The organism is Nonomuraea sp. AD125B (genome assembly GCF_041402765.1).
GTDB classification, from domain to species: domain Bacteria; phylum Actinomycetota; class Actinomycetes; order Streptosporangiales; family Streptosporangiaceae; genus Nonomuraea; species Nonomuraea bangladeshensis.
On record NZ_JBGLOU010000001.1, the window covers coordinates 796,531 to 816,721 of the forward strand.

Annotated in this window: 17 protein-coding genes; 11 read left to right on the forward strand and 6 right to left on the reverse strand. The window is 75.2% G+C overall.

Translation table 11 applies throughout. From position 1 onward, the window contains the following. The first annotated feature begins 48 nt into the window (after positions 1-48). The 4 genes from ACBR40_RS03675 (at position 49) to ACBR40_RS03690 (ending at position 3,190) form a co-directional block, all read left to right on the forward strand. Positions 49-399: an iron chaperone gene (locus ACBR40_RS03675; protein WP_371247371.1), complete on the forward strand. Its 351-nt coding sequence runs from the start codon at positions 49-51 to the stop codon at positions 397-399. Positions 400-440: 41 nt separating this feature from the next. Then, a complete protein-coding gene (locus ACBR40_RS03680; RefSeq protein ID WP_371247372.1) occupies positions 441-1,346 on the forward strand; it encodes a LysR family transcriptional regulator in 906 nt (301 codons plus the stop codon). A gap of 78 nt (positions 1,347-1,424) precedes the next feature. Continuing rightward, positions 1,425-2,372 carry an ATP-binding cassette domain-containing protein gene (locus ACBR40_RS03685; protein WP_344216279.1) on the forward strand — a complete coding sequence of 316 codons (948 nt, stop codon included), beginning with the start codon at positions 1,425-1,427 and terminating at the stop codon, positions 2,370-2,372. Then, positions 2,369-3,190 (forward strand): ABC transporter permease, encoded by an 822-nt coding sequence (locus tag ACBR40_RS03690; RefSeq protein ID WP_371247373.1) that lies wholly within the window; start codon positions 2,369-2,371, stop codon positions 3,188-3,190. Before ACBR40_RS03685 ends, ACBR40_RS03690 begins: the two co-directional genes overlap by 4 nt. Positions 3,191-3,248: 58 nt before the next feature. On the opposite strand, the gene ACBR40_RS03695 is transcribed toward ACBR40_RS03690, so the two are convergent. The 4 genes from ACBR40_RS03695 to ACBR40_RS03710 all read right to left on the reverse strand — a co-directional run bounded on the left by ACBR40_RS03695 (position 3,249) and on the right by ACBR40_RS03710 (position 9,757). Further along, positions 3,249-6,326, reverse strand: a complete 3,078-nt coding sequence (locus tag ACBR40_RS03695) for a BTAD domain-containing putative transcriptional regulator (protein WP_371247374.1) — start codon at positions 6,324-6,326, stop codon at positions 3,249-3,251. Between the two features lie 46 nt (positions 6,327-6,372). Next, positions 6,373-7,704: a serine hydrolase domain-containing protein gene (locus ACBR40_RS03700; RefSeq protein ID WP_371247375.1), complete on the reverse strand. Its 1,332-nt coding sequence runs from the start codon at positions 7,702-7,704 to the stop codon at positions 6,373-6,375. 47 nt (positions 7,705-7,751) lie between these two features. After that, positions 7,752-8,768 (reverse strand): PHB depolymerase family esterase, encoded by a 1,017-nt coding sequence (locus tag ACBR40_RS03705; RefSeq protein ID WP_371247376.1) that lies wholly within the window; start codon positions 8,766-8,768, stop codon positions 7,752-7,754. A 110-nt stretch (positions 8,769-8,878) separates the two neighbouring features. Next, the gene (locus tag ACBR40_RS03710; RefSeq protein ID WP_344216269.1) at positions 8,879-9,757 is read right to left on the reverse strand and encodes a hypothetical protein; all 879 of its coding nucleotides are present in this window, start codon (positions 9,755-9,757) and stop codon (positions 8,879-8,881) included. A gap of 33 nt (positions 9,758-9,790) precedes the next feature. On the opposite strand from ACBR40_RS03710, the gene ACBR40_RS03715 reads away from it, so the two are divergent. From ACBR40_RS03715 to ACBR40_RS03725, 3 genes are all read left to right on the forward strand, one after another. After that, positions 9,791-10,390 (forward strand): CGNR zinc finger domain-containing protein, encoded by a 600-nt coding sequence (locus tag ACBR40_RS03715; protein ID WP_371247377.1) that lies wholly within the window; start codon positions 9,791-9,793, stop codon positions 10,388-10,390. Positions 10,391-10,445: 55 nt separating this feature from the next. Continuing rightward, a complete protein-coding gene (locus ACBR40_RS03720; protein ID WP_371247378.1) occupies positions 10,446-10,706 on the forward strand; it encodes a hypothetical protein in 261 nt (86 codons plus the stop codon). 183 nt (positions 10,707-10,889) lie between these two features. Continuing rightward, positions 10,890-11,474 carry a hypothetical protein gene (locus tag ACBR40_RS03725; RefSeq protein WP_344216263.1) on the forward strand — a complete coding sequence of 195 codons (585 nt, stop codon included), beginning with the start codon at positions 10,890-10,892 and terminating at the stop codon, positions 11,472-11,474. Positions 11,475-11,552: 78 nt separating this feature from the next. Here the strand turns inward: ACBR40_RS03725 and ACBR40_RS03730 are convergent, their stop codons facing one another. Continuing rightward, complete coding sequence (locus ACBR40_RS03730) at positions 11,553-13,397, reverse strand: rhamnogalacturonan lyase (RefSeq protein WP_371247379.1); 1,845 nt, start codon at positions 13,395-13,397, stop codon at positions 11,553-11,555. A gap of 167 nt (positions 13,398-13,564) precedes the next feature. Here ACBR40_RS03730 and ACBR40_RS03735 point away from each other — a divergent pair, with 167 nt between their 5' ends. The 4 genes from ACBR40_RS03735 to ACBR40_RS03750 all read left to right on the forward strand — a co-directional run bounded on the left by ACBR40_RS03735 (position 13,565) and on the right by ACBR40_RS03750 (position 19,135). Continuing rightward, entirely contained in the window at positions 13,565-14,422 is an 858-nt protein-coding gene (locus ACBR40_RS03735) for a TIGR03619 family F420-dependent LLM class oxidoreductase (protein ID WP_371247380.1), read from the forward strand. 80 nt (positions 14,423-14,502) lie between these two features. Further along, a complete protein-coding gene (locus ACBR40_RS03740) occupies positions 14,503-14,904 on the forward strand; it encodes an ATP-binding protein (RefSeq protein ID WP_371247381.1) in 402 nt (133 codons plus the stop codon). 67 nt (positions 14,905-14,971) lie between these two features. Beyond that, entirely contained in the window at positions 14,972-16,528 is a 1,557-nt protein-coding gene (locus ACBR40_RS03745) for an AMP-binding protein (RefSeq protein WP_371247382.1), read from the forward strand. 96 nt (positions 16,529-16,624) lie between these two features. Beyond that, entirely contained in the window at positions 16,625-19,135 is a 2,511-nt protein-coding gene (locus tag ACBR40_RS03750; protein WP_371247383.1) for a DUF6493 family protein, read from the forward strand. A gap of 56 nt (positions 19,136-19,191) precedes the next feature. Here the strand turns inward: ACBR40_RS03750 and ACBR40_RS03755 are convergent, their stop codons facing one another. Next, entirely contained in the window at positions 19,192-20,169 is a 978-nt protein-coding gene (locus tag ACBR40_RS03755; RefSeq protein WP_371247384.1) for a helix-turn-helix transcriptional regulator, read from the reverse strand. Between the last annotated feature and the right edge of the window lie 22 nt (positions 20,170-20,191).

The window sequence follows — 20,191 nt, forward strand, 5'->3', positions numbered from 1 at the left end:
TGATTCCTGCACCTGCCATAAGGGTTGCTGATGGAATAGCCTGGCGAAATGGCGCAGAGCAAGGCCGGCGACGTCGACGGCTACCTGACCGAGGTCCCCGCGGAACGCAGGGAGGTGCTGACCCGGCTGCGGCAGTTGTGCCGGGAGGAGCTGGCGGGCTTCGAGGAGGTCATGGCGTACGGGATGCCGGCGTACGGGCGCGACGGCTCCTGCGAGATCGCGTTCGCCAGCCAGAAGCAGTACATCTCCTTCTACCTCATGCGCGCCGACGTCCGCGAGGCGTTCGAGGAGCGGCTGGCCGGACAGGACATGGGCAAGGGCTGCCTGCGGTTCCGCAAGCCGGAGAACGTCGACTTCGGCCTGTTGCGGGACCTGCTCAGGGCCACTGCGGCCGGGTGAAGCGCCGGCGATCGGTCCTGCCCCTGCTATAAGGGGTGCTGATGGACCCTCATCTGCTGACGACGTTCGTGACCGTGGCCCGGCGCGGCTCCTTCTCGGCCGCCGCCGCCGAGCTGGGCTACACGCAGTCGGCGATCTCCCAGCAGATCGCCGCGCTGGAGGCCGACCTCGGCCTGCCGCTGCTGAGCCGGCGTCCCGTGGAGCCGACCCCGGCCGGCAGGCGGCTGCTGGAGCACGCCGAGCCGCTGCTGCTGCGGCTACGCGCGGCCCGCGCCGACGTGCTGCGGAGCGCCGCCGCGCCCCGCGACCGGATCGCCCTGGCCGTCACCCCGCTCGGCTTCAGCGCCGCCCTCGCCGACCGGCTGGCGCGGGCCCGCGCCGCACGGCCCCGGCTGGAGGTGACCGTGGTGACGTGCGGGCGCGAGCGGGTCGCCGCGCTGGTGGCCGAGGGGGAGGCGGACCTCGGGCTGGTCGACGGCCTCGCCGCGCCCAGCGACCCGCTGCGGCCGCCCGACGCCGGGCCGATGACGATCGCGGGCGTCGGCGAGGAGGACGTGGTCGTGGCCCTGCCCGCCGGCCATCCCCTGGCCCGGCGGGCGGCGCTGCGGCTGGCCGACCTGGCGGACGCGCGCTGGCTGCGGACGCCGCTCTGCCCGCTGTCCCGGCTGCGCGCCCTCGTCGGCGACGGCTTCCCCGTGGGCCTTGAGCATCGGGGCGACGACGTGCGCACCCTGATCGCCCTCGTGGCCGCCGGGCACGGCCTGACCCTGCTGCCCGCCTCCGCCCTGTCCGCCTCCGCCCTGTCCGCCACTGTCCTGGGCGGTGCGGTGGCGGGCGCGGTGGGGGTGCCGGTGTCCGCGCCGCGCCTCGTCCACCGCGTCGAGCTCCTGCACGGCACGCTGCCGCCGGGCCCGGCCGCCGACCTGGCCCGCGCGCTCACCGGCTGAGGCGGCTGTCAGGCGGTGCGCGGGGGCTGACAGCGTTCTGTGCGGGAAACGGCAGGGCCGCCCCCCACGATGGGCCCCATGTACGCCTTCGAAGCCGAGGGCCTGGTCAAACGCTTCGGCGAGACCACCGCCCTGAACGGCATCTCCTTGTCCGCCCCGCCCGGCACCGTCCTCGGGGTCCTCGGCCCCAACGGGGCCGGCAAGACCACCGCCGTACGCGTCCTGGCCACGCTCCTGCGCCCCGACGCGGGCCGCGCGGCCGTCGCCGGCGTGGACGTCGTGCGCCACCCCGCCCGCGTCCGCCGCCTCATCGGCCTGACCGGCCAGTACGCCTCCGTCGACGAGGACCTTACCGGCACGGAGAACCTCGTCCTCATCGGCCGCCTGCTCGACCTGCGCTCCGGCGAGGCCAAGGCCCGCGCCGCCCGCCTGCTGGCGGACTTCGGCCTGGCCGAGGCCGCCGACCGGCGCGCCGCGACCTACTCGGGAGGCATGCGGCGCCGCCTCGACCTGGCCGCCAGCCTCGTCGGCCGGCCCGAGGTGATCTTCCTGGACGAGCCGACCACCGGCCTCGACCCGGCCAAGCGCGAGGACGTGTGGGCGATCGTCCGCCGCCTCGTCGCCGACGGCGTCACCGTCCTGCTCACCACCCAGTACCTGGAGGAGGCCGACGCCCTGGCCGACGCCATCTCGGTCGTCGACCACGGCCGGGTGATCGCGCACGGCACCGCCGCCGAGCTCAAGCGCGTCGTCGGCGGCCAGACCGTGCTGGTGCGCCCCGCCGACCCGGCCCGCCTGGCCGAGGCGGCGGCCATCGCCGCGGCGGTCGCTGGCCGTCCCGCCGAGCCGGCCGGCCGCGACGTGACGACCGTGCCGGTGGACGACGCCGCCGCGTTCACCGAGATCGTCCGCCGCCTGGACGCGGCAGGCCTCGCCGTCACCGAGCTGTCGCTCCGCCTCCCCAGCCTGGACGAGGTCTTCTTCACTCTCACCGGCCACCGCACCGGACAGGAGAGCGCCGCATGACCACCACCGAGACCGCGGCCCCCTCGCGGGCCGCCGCCCACGGCGAGGAGGGGCGGCGCCCGTTCCGGCTCGCCCGGCACAGCCTCGCCCTGGCCGGGCGGAGCGTCCGCAAGACCCTGCGCACCCCCGAGCAACTGATCGACGTCACCCTGCAGCCGGTCGTGTTCGTCGTCGTCTACGTGTTCCTGCTCGGCGGCGCGGTCGCCGGCTCGACCGGCGAGTACCTGCAGTTCCTGCTTCCGGCGATCATGGTGCAGACCGTGCTGTTCGGCGGGATGGCGACCGGCGTCAACCTCAACACCGACATCAAGAAGGGGGTCTTCGACCGGTTCCGCAGCCTGCCGATCGGCCGCTCGGCGCCGCTCATCGGCTCGGTGCTGGGCGACCTGATCCGGTACGTGCTCGCGGAGGCGGTGCTGCTCGGCTTCGGCTACGCGCTGGGCTTCCGCGCGCACACGGGGATCGTGCCCGTGCTGGCGGCGTGCCTGCTCGCGGTGTTCCTGGCGTTCTGCGTGAGCTGGGCGTTCGTGCTGGTCGGGATGCTGATGCGGGAGCCTGGCGGGGTGCAGGGGACGGCGTTCATCGTGCTGTTCCCGCTGACGTTCGGCACCAGCATGGTCACCCCCAAGGAGACGCTGCCGGGATGGCTGCGGGCCTGGGTCTCGGTCAACCCGGTCAACCACGCCATGGAGGCCGCACGCGGGCTGATGCTGGGCGGGCCCGTCGCCACCGGCGTGGTGTGGACGCTGGTGTCGGGCGTGGTGATGCTGGCGGTGCTCGCCCCGCTCGCCGTCGCCGCCTACCGCCGCCGCGCCTGACCGGCCGCACCCACCGGTGCCCGGCGCCTGACCGGCCGCGCCGCCGGCGCGCCGCGCCTCACGGGCCGGTGCAGCCGCTGTCGGGCGGGTCCGCCGTGGCCGCGCGGACCAGCGACACGGCCTCGGCGGGGGGCAGGGCACGGCCGCGGGCGTGGGCGGCGGCGTAGCGCGCCGCGCCCAGCCGGGCGCGCAGCCGGGACGTCAGGCGGGCCACGTCGGGAAGCGCCGCGTCGGGCGCGCCCCGCAGCCGTTCGGCCGCCCCGGTCAGCGTCGCCGCCCGCTCCGGCGCGCCCTGCGCCTCCCGCAGCTCGGCGACGGCGACCGCGGCCCGCGCCAGCACCGGCATGTCCCGCACCAGCAACGTCAGCTCGACCGCCTCGGCCACGCGCCCGGCCGCCTCCTCCAGCGCGCCGCGCGCCACCGCCAGATGGACCTGCCCGATCAGGACCAGCGCCCGCAGCTGCGGCGCGACCGAGGCGGACTCCTCCAGCAGCGCCGCCGCCCGCTCGTACGACCGCCCCGCGGCCCCGAGCTCGCCCTCCATCCGGGCCAGGTCACCCAGCCCCAGGTGGGCGAAGGCGAGATCGTGCTCCGACGGCTCGACGCCGTCCGGCTCCAGCATCGCGCGGAACTCCGCGCGGGCCCGCTCGACATCGCCCTGCCTCACCCGGATCTGTGCCCGCCAGCCCTGCTGGTGCAGCAGGCCCGCCTCCGGATCGAGCTCGCGCAGCAGCGTCATGGCCTCCGCCATGGCCGCCAGCGCCGCGTCGAACTCGCCGAACACCGCGTGCGCCTCCGCCAGCACGGTCAGCGCCATCGACAGGCCCCACCGCTCGCCGGCCACCCGCAGGTGCGCGCACGCCGCCAGCAGGTCCTCCCGCGAGCCGGCCATGTCGCCGTCGTTCTCCTTCAGCGCGGCCCGCGCGACGTACAGCATGCCGCGCGTCCAGGGGTCCGGGTGGGACAGACGCCGCCCGATCACCTCCATGCCGAACGCCGAGTCGTCGGTGAACAGCGCCAGCGCCGGCTGCAGCATCGCCAGCACCGGATGCTCCGGCTCCGGCTCCGCCTCCTCGGCCGTACGGCGCAGCTCGCGCAGCGCGGACTCCGCCCGGATGTGCCCGCCGGCCAGCGCGCCGTTGATCAGGCAGACGGCGGAGGCGATGAGGCGGGCCTGCCGGGGGGCGGAGCCGGGCAGGGCGAGCGCGCGTTCGAGCCAGCCGACGGAATCGGCGTTGAAGCCGCGGATGACCCAGAACGTGCCCATCGCCGCCGCCAGCCGCAGCGCCGTGTCGGCGTCGCCGGTGTCGGCCGCGTGGTGCAGCGCGGTCAGGATGTTGTCGTGGTCGGCCAGCAGCCGCGCGATCCAGGCGAGCTGGTCGGGGCCGCGCAGGTGCGGCTCGGCCCGCTCGGCCAGGTCGCGGTAATGGGCGGCGTGGCGGGCGCGGGCCTCGGCCAGGAGACCGGCGTCGGCCAGCCGTTCGAGCCCGTACTCCCTGATCGTCTCCAGCATGCGGTAGCGGCCGTCGCCTGCGGCCTGCACGAGGGACTTGTCGACCAGGGCGGCGAGCACGTCGAGGCTGCCGCCGGCGCCCTCGGCGGCGGCCAGGTCGAAGCCGCCCGCGAAGACGGCGAGCCGTTCGGCGAGGACCCGCTCGTCGTCGTCGAGCAGGTCCCAGCTCCAGGCGACGACGGCCCGCAGCGTCCGGTGCCGCGGCAGCGCCGTACGGCTGCCGCCGGTCAGCAGCAGGAACCGGTCGCCGAGCCGGTCGGCGAGCTCGCGCGGGGTCAGGGCACGCAGCCGGGCCGCGGCCAGCTCGATGGCGAGCGGCAGCCCGTCCAGCCGGCGGCAGATCTCGGCGGCGACGCCCGGGTCGAGGACGAGGGCGGGGTCGATGGCCGCGGCGCGGTCGGCGAGCAGCCGCACGGCGGGCTCGGGCGGCAGCGGCGGCACGGGACTGAGGGTCTCGCCCAGGATGCCCAGCGGCTCGCGGCTGGTGGCCAGCACCCGGAGGCGGGGGCAGCGGCCGAGCAGCTCCTCCGCCAGCCGGGCGGCGGCTTCGACCACGTGCTCGCAGTTGTCCAGCACCAGCAGGACGCGGCCCGGCGACAGCGCCTCGGCCAGGGACTCGACCGTGCCGCTCACACCGGGATGGCGGCTCGCCTGGTCGCCGAGCACGGACAGCACGGCCCGCGGCACGTCGGCCGGGTCGGTGACGGCGGCCAGCTCCACCAGCCACGTCGCGGTGTGCTCGGCCACCAGGGCGGCGGCTGCCGTGGTCGCCAGCCGGGTCTTGCCCGCGCCGCCCGGCCCGACCAGCGTGACCAGCCGCCCCGCGCGGAGCTGGTCGTGGAGCCGCGCGAGCTCGGCGTCGCGGCCGACGAAGCTGGTCAGCGGGGCGCGCAGGTTCGTCCGCCGGGGGCGGGGCGGCTCGGCCCGCAGCACCTCCAGGTGGGCCTCGCGCAGCTCGGCCCCGGGCCCGGTCCCGAGCTCGGCGGCCAGGGCGCGGCGGCACTCCTCGTACGCGGCCAGGGCCTCGGACCGCCGCCCGGCGGCGTGCAGGGCCCGGACCCGCAGCGCGTGCAGCCGCTCCCGCAGGGGATGGCGAGCGGCCAGCTCCCCCAGCTCACCCACGACGTCGGCTTCGGGGGTGGCGGGCAGGGCCAGGCGTGCCTCCGCGCGGTCCTCGACGGCCGCCAGCCGCGCCTCCTCCAGCCGTGCGGCGTGCCCGGCCGCGAACGGCAGCGCGGCCAGCTCGCCCAGTGCCGGCCCCCGCCACAGCGCCAGCGCCTCGGTCAGCAGCCGCTCACGTACGGCCGGATCGGCCTGCCGGCGGGCCTCGGCGGTGAGCCGGTCGAACGCCTCGGCGTCGGTCCCGGCGTCCAGCCGGTAGCCGCCGGGCACCGACACCAGCGCCCCGGCGCGGGGCAGCGCCCGCCGCAGGCGGGAGACCAGCGACTGCAGCGCGTTGCCAGGGTCGGCGGGCGGGTCGTCCGGCCACAGGCACCCGGCCAGCTCCTCCGCCGTGACGGCCCGCCCGGCCGCCAGCGCCAGCCGGGCGACCAGCAGGCGCAGCCGGGCGCCGCCGACGGCGGCCGACTCGACCTCGATCGGCCCCAGGATCCCCACGCGCACACGACCATGCTGCCACCGCCGCGCGGCCCGGAAGCCGGGGGAGCGGTCAGGCGTGCCAGTCGGCGACGCCGCCCGGGACCGGCGCGGCCGGGTCGTACGGCTCCCGCGTGAAGATGAACGTGTTGAGGTCGAGATGGTCGGGGGAGACCCGCAACGTCTCGCCCGCGTAGTAGCCGTCGAGCCCCAGCCACGTCCCGTCGTCCTGCGGCACGAACCGCGACGCCCGCCCGCCCCCGTTCAGCGGCTCCAGCGCCAGGCCCCGCTCGGGCAGCAGCCGCAGCGCGTACGGCTTCGGCCCCCAGTGCCACAGCCCCGTCAGCCCCAGCAGGGCGGGGTCGGCCTCGACCGGACGCCACTCGTCGGGCAGGCGCGGCTCGTGCTCGTCGAGGATGTCGAGCAGGTCCGTGAGCAGCCGCCCGCTGAGCCCGGAGGTGGTGTTGGCCATGAACAGCACCCCCACGCCCTCGGCCGGGTCGGCCCACACGGTGGCGAGGAAGCCCGGCATCGAGCCGGAGTGGCCGGAAAGGCGCCGCCCGCCGGACCGGGCGAGCTGCAGGCCGAGGCCGAACCCGGAGGTCCAGGCGTCGCCGTCGTCCACGCCGATGGGCTCGCGCATCTCGGCGAGCGTGCCGGGGCACAGCACCCCGCCCGTGTCGCCGCACAGGAACGCCGCCCATCGCGCCAGGTCGTGCGGCGTGGACCAGAGCTGCCCGGCCGGGCCCATGGCGTCGGCGTCGTGCTCCGGCTCGGGCAGCACCACGTCCGCCCAGGGGTGCACGGCGTAGCCGGTGGCGTGCGGGGCCCGGGGGCGGGGCGTGGTGCCGTCCATGCCGAGCGGCGTCAGCACCTCCTCGCGTACGGCGTCCCACCAGGTGCCGCCGCGCAGCCGCGCCACCAGCTCGCCGAGCAGCGCGAACCCGACGTTCGAGTAGTGGAAGCGGCGGCCGGGCCGGTGCTTGGCCTCACCCGGGCCCAGGCGCTTGAACAGGTCGTCGACGGGGACGCCGGGGGTGCGCTCCCACCAGGCGGTGGGCGGCTCGGCGGTCAGCCCGGAGGTGTGCGAGAGCAACTGGGCGATGGTGAAATGGCCGTGCGGCGCGTCAGGCAGGTGGGCGTCCAGACGGTCGTTGAGCTGAAGCGCGCCCTCGTCGCGCAGCCGCATCACCACCACGGCCACCATCGACTTGGTGATCGAGCCGAGCCGGTACTGCGTGGCGGCGGTGGGCGGCCCGTCGCCCACCCGGCCGCGCCCGCCGAACCACGCCGTCCGCCCGTCGCGGACGATCGCCGCCGTCAGCGAGGGAACTTTGCATTCGGCCTGCTCGACGGCGAGCCGGCGCAGCAGGGCGCGGGCCGTCGCCTGTCCAACCTGAGTCATGAGCGACAAGGGTAGTCGCTGGAGCGGCGGCTGCGCCGGGTAGCCGATCAGCGGGCCGGGGTCCGGTCGAACGCGTCGAGGATGAGCGCCGTGGCGTCCAGGGTGCGGGCGGTGGCGCCGAGGCGGGGCACCTCGGCGGAGCCCGGCCAGGTGTGCCCGCCGCCGTCGAGGGTGTAGAGGCGCACGGCGGCGCCCTCGGGGCACGATCCCCAGGTCCGCAGCCGTACGCCGGTGGCGGGGCGGGTGGTCGCGCGGCCGGAGCAGCCGAACGCCCGCGCCCAGTCGTCAGCGGCCCGCTCCACAGGCGGAAGGACCACGAGGTCGGCGAGGGCGCGCAGGGCGCCCGTGGCGTCGGGGAACGGATGCCCGCCCCGGTAGGGGACCGCCCGGTCGGCCGTGCCGTGGAAGGCGAGCAGCGTCGTGGGGAACGGCCGGTCGCACGGCCGGGCGACGCTGAGCCCGCCCACCGCCCCGACGCCCGCCAGACGGCCGTCCAGGGCGCAGATCAGGGCGGCGGACATGGCGGCGCCGTACGACATGCCGGCCGCGAACGCCCGCCCCCGGTCCACGCACAGGCCGCTCTCCAGCCGGTCGAGCAGGGCGGCGAGGAACCCGGCGTCGTCCGGCCCCGGGGTGCCGGGCAGTGTCCAGCCCATGCGGCCGTCGGCGGCCTGCGGGGTGGCCACGACGTAGCCGCGGCGCGGGCCCTCCACGGCCAGGCGGCTGTAGAAGCTCTCCTGCGCGGCGTCGGAGCCGAGCCCGTGCAGGTCCAGCAGGACGGGATGCGGGCCCTTGCCCTTGGGGACGGCCAGCAGGAAGGTCCGGCGCAGGCCGTCGTGCGTCATCGTGTGGCGGCCCGCCTTGAGTCGCGGCGCGGCCGAGCACCCGCTCGCCCGTCCCCGGTCCTCCGTGGGCTGGACGGAAGGGCTCTGATCGGGCTGCGGGCTCGCCGGGCTCCGCTGGGCCTGCCGCGCGGGGGCGGGCTGGGGCGCGGCGGAGCAGCCCGCGACCGGCGACGCGGCCAGCAGCGCCGCCAGCGCCAACGCGATCGCGCCTCTGCCCATCCCGCCCCTCCTCGTCCGCGTTCAGCCCCGTCTGTCCCCGTTAAGCCGTCACCCACCCCTTTCGTCGGGGGCCGGGACCAAGTCTCGTCGATCGGTCCGGGCCGCGCTCGTCAGTCCGGGGCCTTGACGGTGGCGATGCCGAGCGTGCTGGTCATCGGCAGCAGGCCCGCCTCGAAGACCGGGCCCAGCAGCGGCCCGCCGAGCCGGGCGAGCCGGTCGGCGCGCTCCTGCCCGAGCAGCCGCCACGGCCCGGCGGCCAGCTCGTCGGTCATCCGCTCGACCCGGTCGCGCAGCGCGCGCCCGCGTTCGGTGGCCTGGCCGCCGGCGTCCACCAGGCCGCGGGCGGCCAGCCGCTCGCGGGCCGCGTCCCACTCCTCGGCGCTCCAGCCGCGCCCGGCGAACGTCTCCACCGGCGCGGCCCCGATCGCCGCGAACGACACCAGCGCCTCGCATCCGTCCAGCTCCGCCGCCAGCAACGCGGCCAGGTGACCGTCGCCGCGGTGCTCGCGCAGCACGGTCGCCGCCTGCCACAGCACCAGGTGCGGCTCGTCGGCCCACGGCAGGTCCAGGTTCGCGGCGGTGAGCGCCCGGCCCTCCACGCCCGCGCCCTCGGCCGCCCGCCGGGCCAGCTCGGCGGCCTCCCGCAGCTCCGGCCCGGCGAGCAGGTCGCCGAGCAGGCTCCGGTACGTCCGGTCGACCGCCGTCAGCCGCGCCTCCAGCACCCGCTCAGGTGCGGCGACCGACCACACGGCGGGCACGTGCTCGGCCACCGTCGCCGGGCTGAAGCTGTAGCAGGCCGCCGTGGCCAGCCGCGTGCCGACCCGGCCGAGCGGGGCGGTGCGGTAGGCGAAGTAGCTCGGCCAGCGCGACTCGACGTCGTAGCCGAGGGCGGCGGCCTCCTCGAACGCCTCGGGGGAGAAGTACAGCACGGCGTGCAGGGGTTCGAGCTGATGCCACATGCGGCGGGCCAGCCGGGCCATCTCGTCCATGCCAATTCCTCACTGTCTAGATAAGCTATGCCAGTGACGATAGACGCGTGGCGCATCACTGGTCAATCCCAAATAGACAGTTATGTCGGGCGATGGGCGGAGCTGGCCGTCCTGCTGGTGAACGAGCTGGCCGTGACCCGCGTACGCGGCCGCGACGTCGAGCCCCCGTCCGACCCCGGGCCGGCCCTGGAGGCGGCGCTCGCCCGCGCGGGCTGGAGCCCGTCGCCCGGAGCGGCCGGACCGGTACGTCTCGGCGACGAGGACGCCGCCCGCCTGGCCGCGATCGCCGCCGAGCTGCGCCCGATCCTCGGCGGCGCCCCGGACGCGGTGGCCGCGCTCAACGGCGTCCTGATCCGCCACCGCGCGGTCCCCAGCCTGTACGGCGACCCGCCGGTCCTGGCCTTCCACGCCCCGGACGCGACCCTCGCCGACGCCTGGGCCGCGAACGCCGCCACGGCCCTCGCCATGGTCATCGGCGTCGGTCAGGGCGTCCGGCTGCGCAGCTGCGAGGCCGAGGGCTGCGAGCTGGTCTTCTTCGACGTCACCAGGAACGCCTCCCGCCGCTTCTGCGGCCTGTCCTGCCAGAACCGCGCCAAGGCCACCGCCTACCGCGCCCGCCGCCGCGGCGCCTAGTGCCGGTTTTGTGCCATTTGCCCCACTCTTTGCCCCTGTCCTGGCACGGTGAAGTATGGCCACATCGGGGGAGGACAAGTGGCTGAGCGCGCTGCGTGACCACGCCGCCCGGCTCGCGTTCCCGGACTGGACGCCGCGGCCCGGGGACTGGGCCCACCTCTACACCGGCTTCGACGACGACGGCGTCCCCTACACCGAGGTGGCCGTCTACCGCACCGACCGGGACGGCGGCCATGAACGCATCCGCCACACCCGCTACAGAGGCGGCGAACTGACGGCGTTCTGGTCCAGGCTGGTCAACGAGATCATCGAATAGACCGAGACGAACGGCGCGTCCTGTTACAGGTGAGTTCTGGGGGTTTTGATGGGTCCTTTGAGTTTGGAGGGATAAAAGAGAACATCCGCATGGGTACGTCTGCTTGCGTCTGAGCGCACGCCGAAGTGCGAGTGCCGGATTTTCGGTAGACATCACCATGAACGGAAACGAGAGCACGTGAATATGAAGACTCGGCAAACGTGGGCGCCGCGCCGCGGGCGCTTCGCGGCACTGGCTCTGACCGGTGCGGCCGCCAGCATCATGATCCTGCCCGTGGGCCTCGGTGTGGCCTGCGCGAGCACCATCGTCCCCACCGTCGAGGCCGGGGGCGCCCCGCCGAAGCCGGCGGTGAAGCACGTGACGCAGACGAGATACGTCACGAGGGAGAAGCCGGTGCTGCGCAGCCCGCGCATGCGTCTCCCGCGGGTCGACGTCATCGTCGACAACATCAACGACAACATCAACCTGCGTCGCCAGCACCGGCGCCACGACTTCAGGCGTGACTTCAAGCACGACTTCAAGCACGACTTCAAGCACGACGACTACAAGAAGGTCGACCCGTACAAGTCGGTCGAGCAGGTCAAGCCCGAGTACGACGAGTACGACGAGTACAACAAGTACGACGGCAACCTGTACGACAACGTCCAGTCCGGCAACACCCTGTCCGGCAGCGGCCAGTACGGCACCAGCCAGACCGGCAGCGGCCAGACCGCCGGTCAGGACAAGTACTGGTGGCCCGGCAGCAAGCAGTGGAAGAACTGGAACTGATCGCCACCGGACGTGATCCGGCCGCCGCGGCGTGAGGAATCACGCCGGGCGGCCGGACCACAACCGTCAGCAGGACGGTCAGCGGACGTAGATGTCCGGGCGGGGCGGCGTGGGCATGCGGTCGCCGAGGAAGAAGCTCGTGTGCGGCGGCTGGTTGTAGGCGGTGTTCTGCCAGGCGACCGAGACCCGGTAGAGGGGGTCGTGCATGAGCGTGTAGAGGCGGCGGTCGGTCGGGATCGTGGTGGAGTAGATCCGCAGGGCCCGGTTGTCGGAGGTGGGCCAGACGACCTCCTCACGCCAGTCGCCGAGCAGGTCGGCCGACAGCGACGGCGTCGCCTTGGTGCCGTTGTTGGAGTGGACGCCCGAGGCGGTCAGGAGGCGGGTGTCGCCGTCCGTGCCGTACTTGTCGATGCGCGTCTGGTCGAGCAGCTCCCGCACCGGGTCGTCGTCCCACCAGACGAGGAAGTTGATCGAGGACGGCTTGCGGCCTGCGGTGTTGCCGGTGACGCTGCGCAGGTTCCCGTCCGCGGCGGACCAGAACTCCGAGGCGACCCGCACGGTCGAGATGTCCCCGGCCACGCCCCGCCCGTTGTCGGAGCCGGACGCCGTCTGCCACAGCACCTGGCCGCCCCGGGGGTCGATGTAGAGCGAGCCGGGCTGGCTGGTGCCCTCGCTGACCTTGAAGTACTCCAGGCCGGCGCGGGCCGGGTCGAAGTCGCCGAGATGCTGGGCGTCGCCGTGGCCGGTGCGGGTGGACCACATGCCGGTGCCGTTGTCGTTGACGGCCATCGCGCCGTAGACGATCTCGTCGCGGCCGTCGGCGTCCACGTCGCCGACGGACAGGCTGTGACTGCCCTGGCCGGCGTACTGCGAGCCGGCCGAGTTGCTGTCGAACGTCCACCGCTTGGTGAGCGTGCCGTTGCGGAAGTCCCAGGCGGCGATGACGCTGCGGGTGTAGTAGCCGCGGGCCATGATCAGGCTCGGCCGCTCGCCGTCCAGGTACGCCGTCCCGGCCAGGAACCGGTCCACCCGGTTGCCGTAGCTGTCGCCCCAGGAGGAGACGGTGCCGCGCGGCGGGTCGTAGTTCACCGTGGACATGGCGGCCCCGGTCAGGCCGTTGAACATGGTCAGGTACTCGGGGCCGGACAGCACGTAGCCGCTGGAGTTGCGGTGGTCGGCGCCGGAGTTGCCGATGACGGCGCCGGTGCCGTCCCTGGTGCCGTCGGCGGTCTTCATGGCGACCTCGGCCCGGCCGTCGCCGTCGTAGTCGTAGACCTGGAACTGCGTGTAGTGCGCGCCGGCGCGGATGTTGCGGCCGAGGTCGATCCGCCACAGGCGGGTGCCGTTGAGCCGGTAGGCGTCCACGAAGACGTTGCCGGTGTAGCCGGACTGGGAGTTGTCCTTGGCGTTGGACGGGTCCCACTTCAGGATGATCTCGTACTGGCCGTCGCCGTCCACGTCGCCCACGCTCGCGTCGTTGGCGCTGTAGGTGTAGGAGACGCCGTCGGGGGTGGTGCCGCCGGACGGGGGCTGGATGGGCACGTCGAGGTAGGCGCCGCCGGTGAAGCGCAGCGAGGCGGGGGAGGCGGCCTGCTCGGCCCCGCCGACCACGGCCCGGACCGTGTAGGAGGCGTCTGCGGCTGCGCCGTTGTCGAGGTAGTTGGTGGAGGCGGTCAGGCCGGAGACGATCCTGGTGGAGCCGCGGTAGAGGTTGAAGGAGACGCCGTCGGGGTCGGTGCCGAGCAGCCGCCAGGAGACGAGGTTGCCGGAGCCGGAGCGTACGCTGATCAGCCCGCGGTCCAGGTCCTCCATCTGCTTGGTCGGCGGGGCGGCCTGGGCGGGGCCACCGGTCGTCACGGCGGCGCCGGTCGCCGCCGTGGCCAGTGCCGTCGCCAGGGCGAGGGCGGCCTTTCGTAACCGCATCACGGGTCCTCTCGTCGGGTAAGCGCTTTCCCGAAAGGGCAAAACGTTTCATGGGGCGCGGGGCGGGGTTCTCGGCGTATTAAAACCGCGACCCCGCCAGGGCGGCAAGCGATCGTGAAACTTTCGGGCTTGCCCTGACGCCGGTGTCAAGGTTCTAGCCTGCGACGGTGAAATTCGGAATCAGCTACAACACCGCCCATTTCGGCACCGACCCGGAACAACTCGTGGCGTTCGCCCGGCAGGCCGAGGAGTGCGGGTTCGAGTCCCTGTACGTGCCGGAGCACGTGGTCCTGTACCCGGGCGCCCGGGTCGGGCCCTTCGAGCTGCCGCCGGCGCTGCCGTACCTGGACCCGCTCGACTGCCTGGCCTTCGTCGCCGGGGCGACCCGGCGCATCCTGCTCGGCACCGCCGTGCTGCTGATCCCGTACCACCATCCGGTGCCGCTCGCCAAGCGGCTGGCCACCGTGGACGTGCTGTCCGGCGGGCGGATGAGGCTGCTCACCGTCGGGGTCGGCGCGCTGCCGGGCGAGGCGCGGGCGGTCGGGGTGGACTTCGCGACCCGGGGCCGGCGCGCCGACGAGGCCATCGACGTGCTGCGGCTGCTGTGGGCGGGGGGCGAGGAGGGCGCCGGTCATCAGGGGGAGTTCTACGCCTTCGACGACCTGTGCAGCTTCCCCAAGCCGCTGGGCGGCGCGGGCCTGCCGGTGCACGTCGGCGGGTCCAGCCGGGCCGCCGCGCGCCGGGCCGGGCTGCGCGGCGACGGCTGGTTCCCCGGCGGGCGGCTCGACGCGCGGGAGCGGGCCGGGCAGTGGGACCTGGTGAGGGCCACGGCCGCCGAGGCGGGACGGGACCCCGGCGCGCTGGAGTACACCCGCTGGGGAGCTCTCGACATGACGGAGGACGACGTCGAGACGCTGGCCGCTCAGGGGGTGACGCGGATCGTCGTCAGCCCGGCCTCGCCCGACCCCGAGGAGCGGCGGGAGGAGCTGGCGGCGTTCGCCGGGCGGTTCGGCTTGTCTTCCTGATCTACTTTGTAAAGGCCACACTCCGGTCGTTGTGACCTTGAGCACTGTTCGGAACGCCGGAAGTCGCCGACAGTGAGGACATGGGCCTGCTGAAGGTGGATTTCGACGAGAGCTGCCTGGTACGCACCCGCCGCGCGGTCCTGGCCTGCGCCCGCGCTCAGGGAGTGACGGGGGAGCGGCTGGGCGACTTCCTGTCGGCGGTCAACGAGTGCCTGGTCAACGCGATCGAGCACGGCGGCGGGCGGGGCCGGCTGCGCCTGCGGCGCGAGGACGGCCCGGGGGGCGGCAGGCTGGTCTGCGAGGTCGCCGACGACGGGGACGGCATCCCGGTCGAGGTGCTGAAACGCGAGTCGCTGCCGGCCGCGTCCGCCCCGGGCGGGCGCGGCATCTGGCTGATGCGCCGCCTGGCCGACGAGGTGGTCTTCCTCACCGGGCCCGGGGGCACCACCGTCCGCATCGCGCTGGAGGTGGCGGGTTCCTGACCGGCGTGCCGGGGTACACGTACGCTCTCCGTCGATCCCCGTTCGAGCGAAAGGCGTCGGTGCGCGGATGTTCGCAAGGCTGGTCGAGCTGGGCGGTTTCGGGGTGGAGGCGGCGATCACGCTGACCCGCAACGGGCTGCTGGGGCCGGTGCCGCCCGCCGCGCTGGCCCGCGTGGTGGAGGCGTACCGGCATTTCGGCGTCACCCCGGCGGCCGGGGTGGCGATCGCGGCGGCGCGCTGGCCGGACCGCACCGCCGTGGTGGACGAGGCGGGCTCGCTGACGTTCGGCGAGCTGGACGTGCGGGCCGCCGGGCTGGCCGCCGAGCTGCGGCGGCGGCACGCGGTGGGGCCGGGGCGCACGGTCGCCGTCATGTGGCCCAACGACCGGGGCTTCCCGCTGGCGATCGCGGCGGTGTCGCGGCTGGGCGCGGATCTGCTGCTGCTCAACACCGGGCTCGCCGGGCCGCGGCTGCACGAGGTGCTGACGCGGGAGGGCGTGGACGTGCTGATCGCCGCGCCGGACCTGCCGGCGGTGGAGTTCGACGGGCCGCGCGTGGGCGACCTCGACGCGCTCGCCGCCGCGGGCCTGGCGGCCGGCTCCGCCGCCGAGCCGCCACGCCGGCCGGGGCGGCTGGTGCTGCTGACGTCCGGCACGACGGGCACGCCCAAGGGCGCTCCGCGCCGGCTGTCGCTGGCCGAGCTGACCGAGCCGTTCGTGTCGATGCTGACCACGGTGCCGCTGCGCGGCGGCGAGCCGATGCTCATCGCGCCGCCGCTGTTCCACGGCCTCGGCCTGCTCTGGTACGGCGCGGCTCTGGTGCTCGGCTGCCCGGTCGTGCTGCTGCGCGGGTTCGACGCCGGCGCCGTGCTGGACGCGCTGGCCGTCGAGCGGGCCGCGGCGCTGGTGGCCGTGCCGGTCATGCTGCGGCGGCTGCTGGCCCTCCCGCCGCGCCGCCTGCCGGACCTGCGGGTGGTGGTCTCGGGCGGCTCGGCGCTCCCTCCCGGCCTGGCCGCCGGGTTCATGGACGCCTACGGCGAGGTCCTCTACAACCTGTACGGCTCCACGGAGGCCGGCTGGGCGGCGCTGGCCACGCCCGCCGAGCTGCGCGCCGCGCCCGGCACCGTGGGCCGGCCGCCGCGCGGCGCGACCGTCCACGTGGCGGGCCCGGACGGCGCCGAGCAGCCGCCCGGCGAGGTGGGCCGGGTGCTGGTGTCCGGGGGGCTGACCTTCACCGGCGCGGCCGACGGCCTGCTGCCCACCGGCGACCTCGGCCACCGGGGCCCGGACGGGCTGCTGTTCATCGACGGCCGCGACGACGACATGATCGTCTCCGGCGGCGAGAACGTGTTCCCGCAGGAGGTCGAGGACCTGCTGGCCGGGCGGCCGGGCGTGACCGACGTGGCGGTGCTGGGGGTGCCGGACGAGGAGTACGGGCAGCGGCTGGCCGCGTACGTGGTGCCCGACCGGGACGCGCCGCCGTCGGCCGACGACCTGCGCAAGGCGGTGAAGGCCGAGCTGGCCGCGTACAAGGTGCCGCGCGAGGTCGTTTTCGTGGCGTCGCTGCCGCGCAACCAGACGGGCAAGGTCGACCGGTTCAGGCTCCTGGAGCAGGTCGGCGGCTGAGCGGCCGCCGGGGGGATCACCGGCGGCGGGGAACTGTCGGAGGCTCCCGCTAACGTCCCCGACCATGATCAGCCGTCATGGATCGGAGGTCCCCGCGTGAGCGCCTGGGACGACCTGCTGAAGCTCGCACAGGCCGGCGACGTGCATGGCATGATGCGCCGCGTCGGCGAGCTGACCCCGGCCGAGCGCCGGTCGGTGGCCGAGGAGCCGGCCAGGCACCTCGCCCACCGGCGCGCGGCCGGGATCTCCCCGTGGGAACACCGCCAGGAGCTGTCGCCGCTGCTGCTGACGGGCGCCGGCACGATCGGCGGGGCGTCGGCGGTGGCGTCGTGGCTGCTGCGGCGCGACTTCCGCGACCTGAGTGAGCGGAACGTCCCGCGCGTGCTGGAGGTGCTGCGCGCCCGGCCGGCCGACTGGCGCGCCGACCTGGCCGTGCGCCTGGCCCGGCGGTTGCGGCTCACGGACGGATGGCCGTGGCGGGTGGCGGCCGAGCTCGTCCGCGAGACGGGCGTCGAGCCGCCGCAGGACGCCGACGCCTTCAAGACCGGCTGGCTGCGCACGCTGGAGGCGGACCGGGCGGCGGGCGATCCGCTGCTCGCCGCGTACGGGCCGGGTCTGTTCGAGATCGACGGGCTCGCCACGCTGCCGCTGTGGGAGGTGGCCGACAACGTCGTCCGCCTGGTCGAGGCCGGGCTGCTGGAGCGCACGGTCGTGCTCGACGGGCTGGTCCGGCGGCTGCTGCGCGACGGCCCGGCCGCGCTGTCGCCGCTGGCGGGCCTGCACGACCGGCTCGACCCCGATCTCGACGAGATCACCGGGCACGCCGAGGACTACGTGGCGCTGCTGCCCGCCGGGCCGGTCGCGGTGGCGGACCTGGCGCTGGCGCAGCTCCGGCGGCTGGAGGAGGCCGGGCGGCTGAGCGAGGAGTCGTTCACCGAGGCGCTGGAGGCGCTGGTGTTCCGGCCGGAGAAGAAGCTGCTGCGGGGCGCGATCGCCTGGGCGGGCGACGCGGTGCCGCGCGACGGCGGCCGGACGGGCACGGTGCTGCGGGCGATGGCGATGCTGTTCGCCCAGGACACCCTGGCGCTGCAGGAGCGGGCCGTGCGGCTCGCGGTGCGGCTGGCCCCGCACGCCGATCCCGAGGAGCGGGAGGCGGTCCGCGCCGCCGCCGCGGGCCTGCCCGCCGAGCTGCGGGAGAAGGTCGCCGCAGGATACGGAGGCGCCATCGAGGCCGACGAGCTGGAGGCGGTGCCGCTGGCGGCGGCGGGGGACGGGCGGCGGCTGCCGGCGCCGTACGGGTCGCCGGAGGAGCTGGCGCGCGGCCTCGACGCCTTCCGCGCCGACGAGGATCCGCACACGTTCGAGGTGCTGCTGGCCGGGCTCGCCACCTGGTCGGAACGCGACCCGGAGGGGCTGCGGACGGCGCTGCGTCCCTGGACCGAGCCGCTCGACGCGAGCTTCTTCGGCCACTGGCCGGACGAGCTCGACGAGCGCGTCGGCTACGCGCTGCGGCGGACGTTCCTGGCCTTCGCCGCCCCGGCGGTGACCAGATCGCTGCCCTGGCGGCCCAGGCAGTGGACGAGGTCCCTGGCCGTGCTCGACGAGCCGCCGGCGCGCCGGTGCGCGGAGCTGACCGGTCACTACGCGGACGGCGGCCGCTACCCGGTCGTCCTGGCGACTCCCACGGCGGTCACCGGTCACCTTGCGCCCGGCGTGCTGCTGGACCGGCTGGAGCGCCTGGAGGCTGAAGGGGTGGAGGCCCTGCCCGCCGACCTGACCCAGGCCCTGCTCCGCCTGCCCCGTGAGATCGCCGCCGCCGACGTCGCCCGCGCCGGGCGACTGACGTCCGAGGCGGGGCGGGCGTGCGCCGCCTGGATGCGGGGGGAGCGCCTGGGTGATCCCGAGGTGACGGTCAGGCGGGATCCCTGGTCCTGGCTGCCGACCACCATCAACGCCGACGGAGCGCCGGAGCGCGTGCGAGGGCTGCTGGAGATCCGGGCGGCCCACTCGTGGACGATGGAATGGTGGCCGCTGGTCATGCCCTCGCACCGCGACGTGGTGGCCGCCCACCTGGTATCCCCGCTGGCCGCAGGCACCGATGCCAGCGACGGCGACGCGCGCGTGCTGGTGGATCTCGTCCACGGCGACGGGCCGCTCGGCACGGGCATGGCGTACGCGCTGGCCTGCGGCATGGGGCAGACCCAGGCGGCCGGGCGGGCGGCGGCGGGTGACGCGCTGCTCACGCTGGCCGCGCGCGGCGAGGTCCCGGCCGCCGAGCTGGCCGAGGTGGTCACGAAGCTGGTCAAGAGCGAGTACGTCAAGCTGAACCGGGTGGTCGCCGTGCTCGACGACGCGACGCAGGCGGGCGCGCACGAGGTGGTGTGGGAGGTGGTGGTGCGGCTGCTTCCCGGGCTGCTGCCCGAGGAGGGCGAACGGCCGCGTGCCGGGCTGGCGGACCTGCTCGCGGCGGGGGCGCGGGCGGCGAGGATCGGGCGGGTGCGCGCGGACCTGCCGGAGGTGGCGGCGATCGCGGCACGCAAGGGCTCGTCGCGGCTGGTCCAGGAGGCGAGGCGGCTCCAGAGGCTGGTCTCGGAATCTACATTGTAAAGGCGTCGGGTTCGGACAGCCCCTCCATCGGCACCCGGCAAAACAACAGCAACGAGTCAGCCCGTGGCGGCCCTGGCGTAGCGGCGGGCCAGGCGCTCGAAGGCGTTCCTGAGCTCCGGCGGGCCGACGACCTCGATGTCGGCGTCGAACCTGCCGAGCCCGGCGGCCAGGCCGTGCCACGACCAGGAGCCGAGGACGAGCCGGCAGCGGCCCGGCCCGAGCTCCTCGACGATGCCGTCGTGGAGATAGGGGGCCACGTCGGCGGCGGACAGGTGGAGGATGACCTCGCCCTGGCAGGGCCAGTCCGCGGTCCCGGTCGCGGGGTCGGAGCCGCGGAAGCGGGCGGCGATGAAGGTGGCGACGTCGCCCGCGGGCGGTTCGCGCGGGGTGAAGCGGGGGCCGGTCGGGACCTTCGGGGTGATGCGGTCGGCGCGGAAGGTGCGCCAGTCGTTGCGGTCGAGGTCCCAGGCGAGGAGGTACCAGCGCCCCCGCCAGGTGAGGAGGTGGTGGGGTTCGACGCGGCGCGGCGGGCCGTCGTCCTCGCCGCTGGGGGCGTAGTCGAAGCGCAGGATCTCGCGGGCGTGGACGGCCGCGCTGACGGTCATGAGGAGGGCGCTGTCGGTGCGCGCGCGTGGCCGGGCGGTGGGGGGTTCGACGGCGGTGACGTGGAGGGCGTCGATGCGGTGGCGCAGGCGGGCGGGCATGACCTGCCGGACGGTGGTGAGCGCGCGGGCGGCGCCTTCGGCGATGTCGGCGCCGGTGGCGGTGGCGTGGTGGAGGGCGATGGCGAGGGCCACGGCCTGGTCGTCGTCGAAGAGGAGCGGGGGCAGGTCGGTGCCGGGGGTGAGGCGGTAGCCGCCCTCGGGTCCTTTGGCGGCGGTGATGGGGTAGCCGAGTTCGCGCAGGCGGTCGACGTCGCGGCGGACGGTGCGGGGGCTGACGTCGAGGCGTTCGGCGAGCAGCGCTCCCGGCCAGTCGCGGCGGGTCTGGAGCAGGGTGAGCAGGGAGAGCAGGCGCGCGGACGTCTTCGGCATGGGGTCATTGTGCCGGGAATGG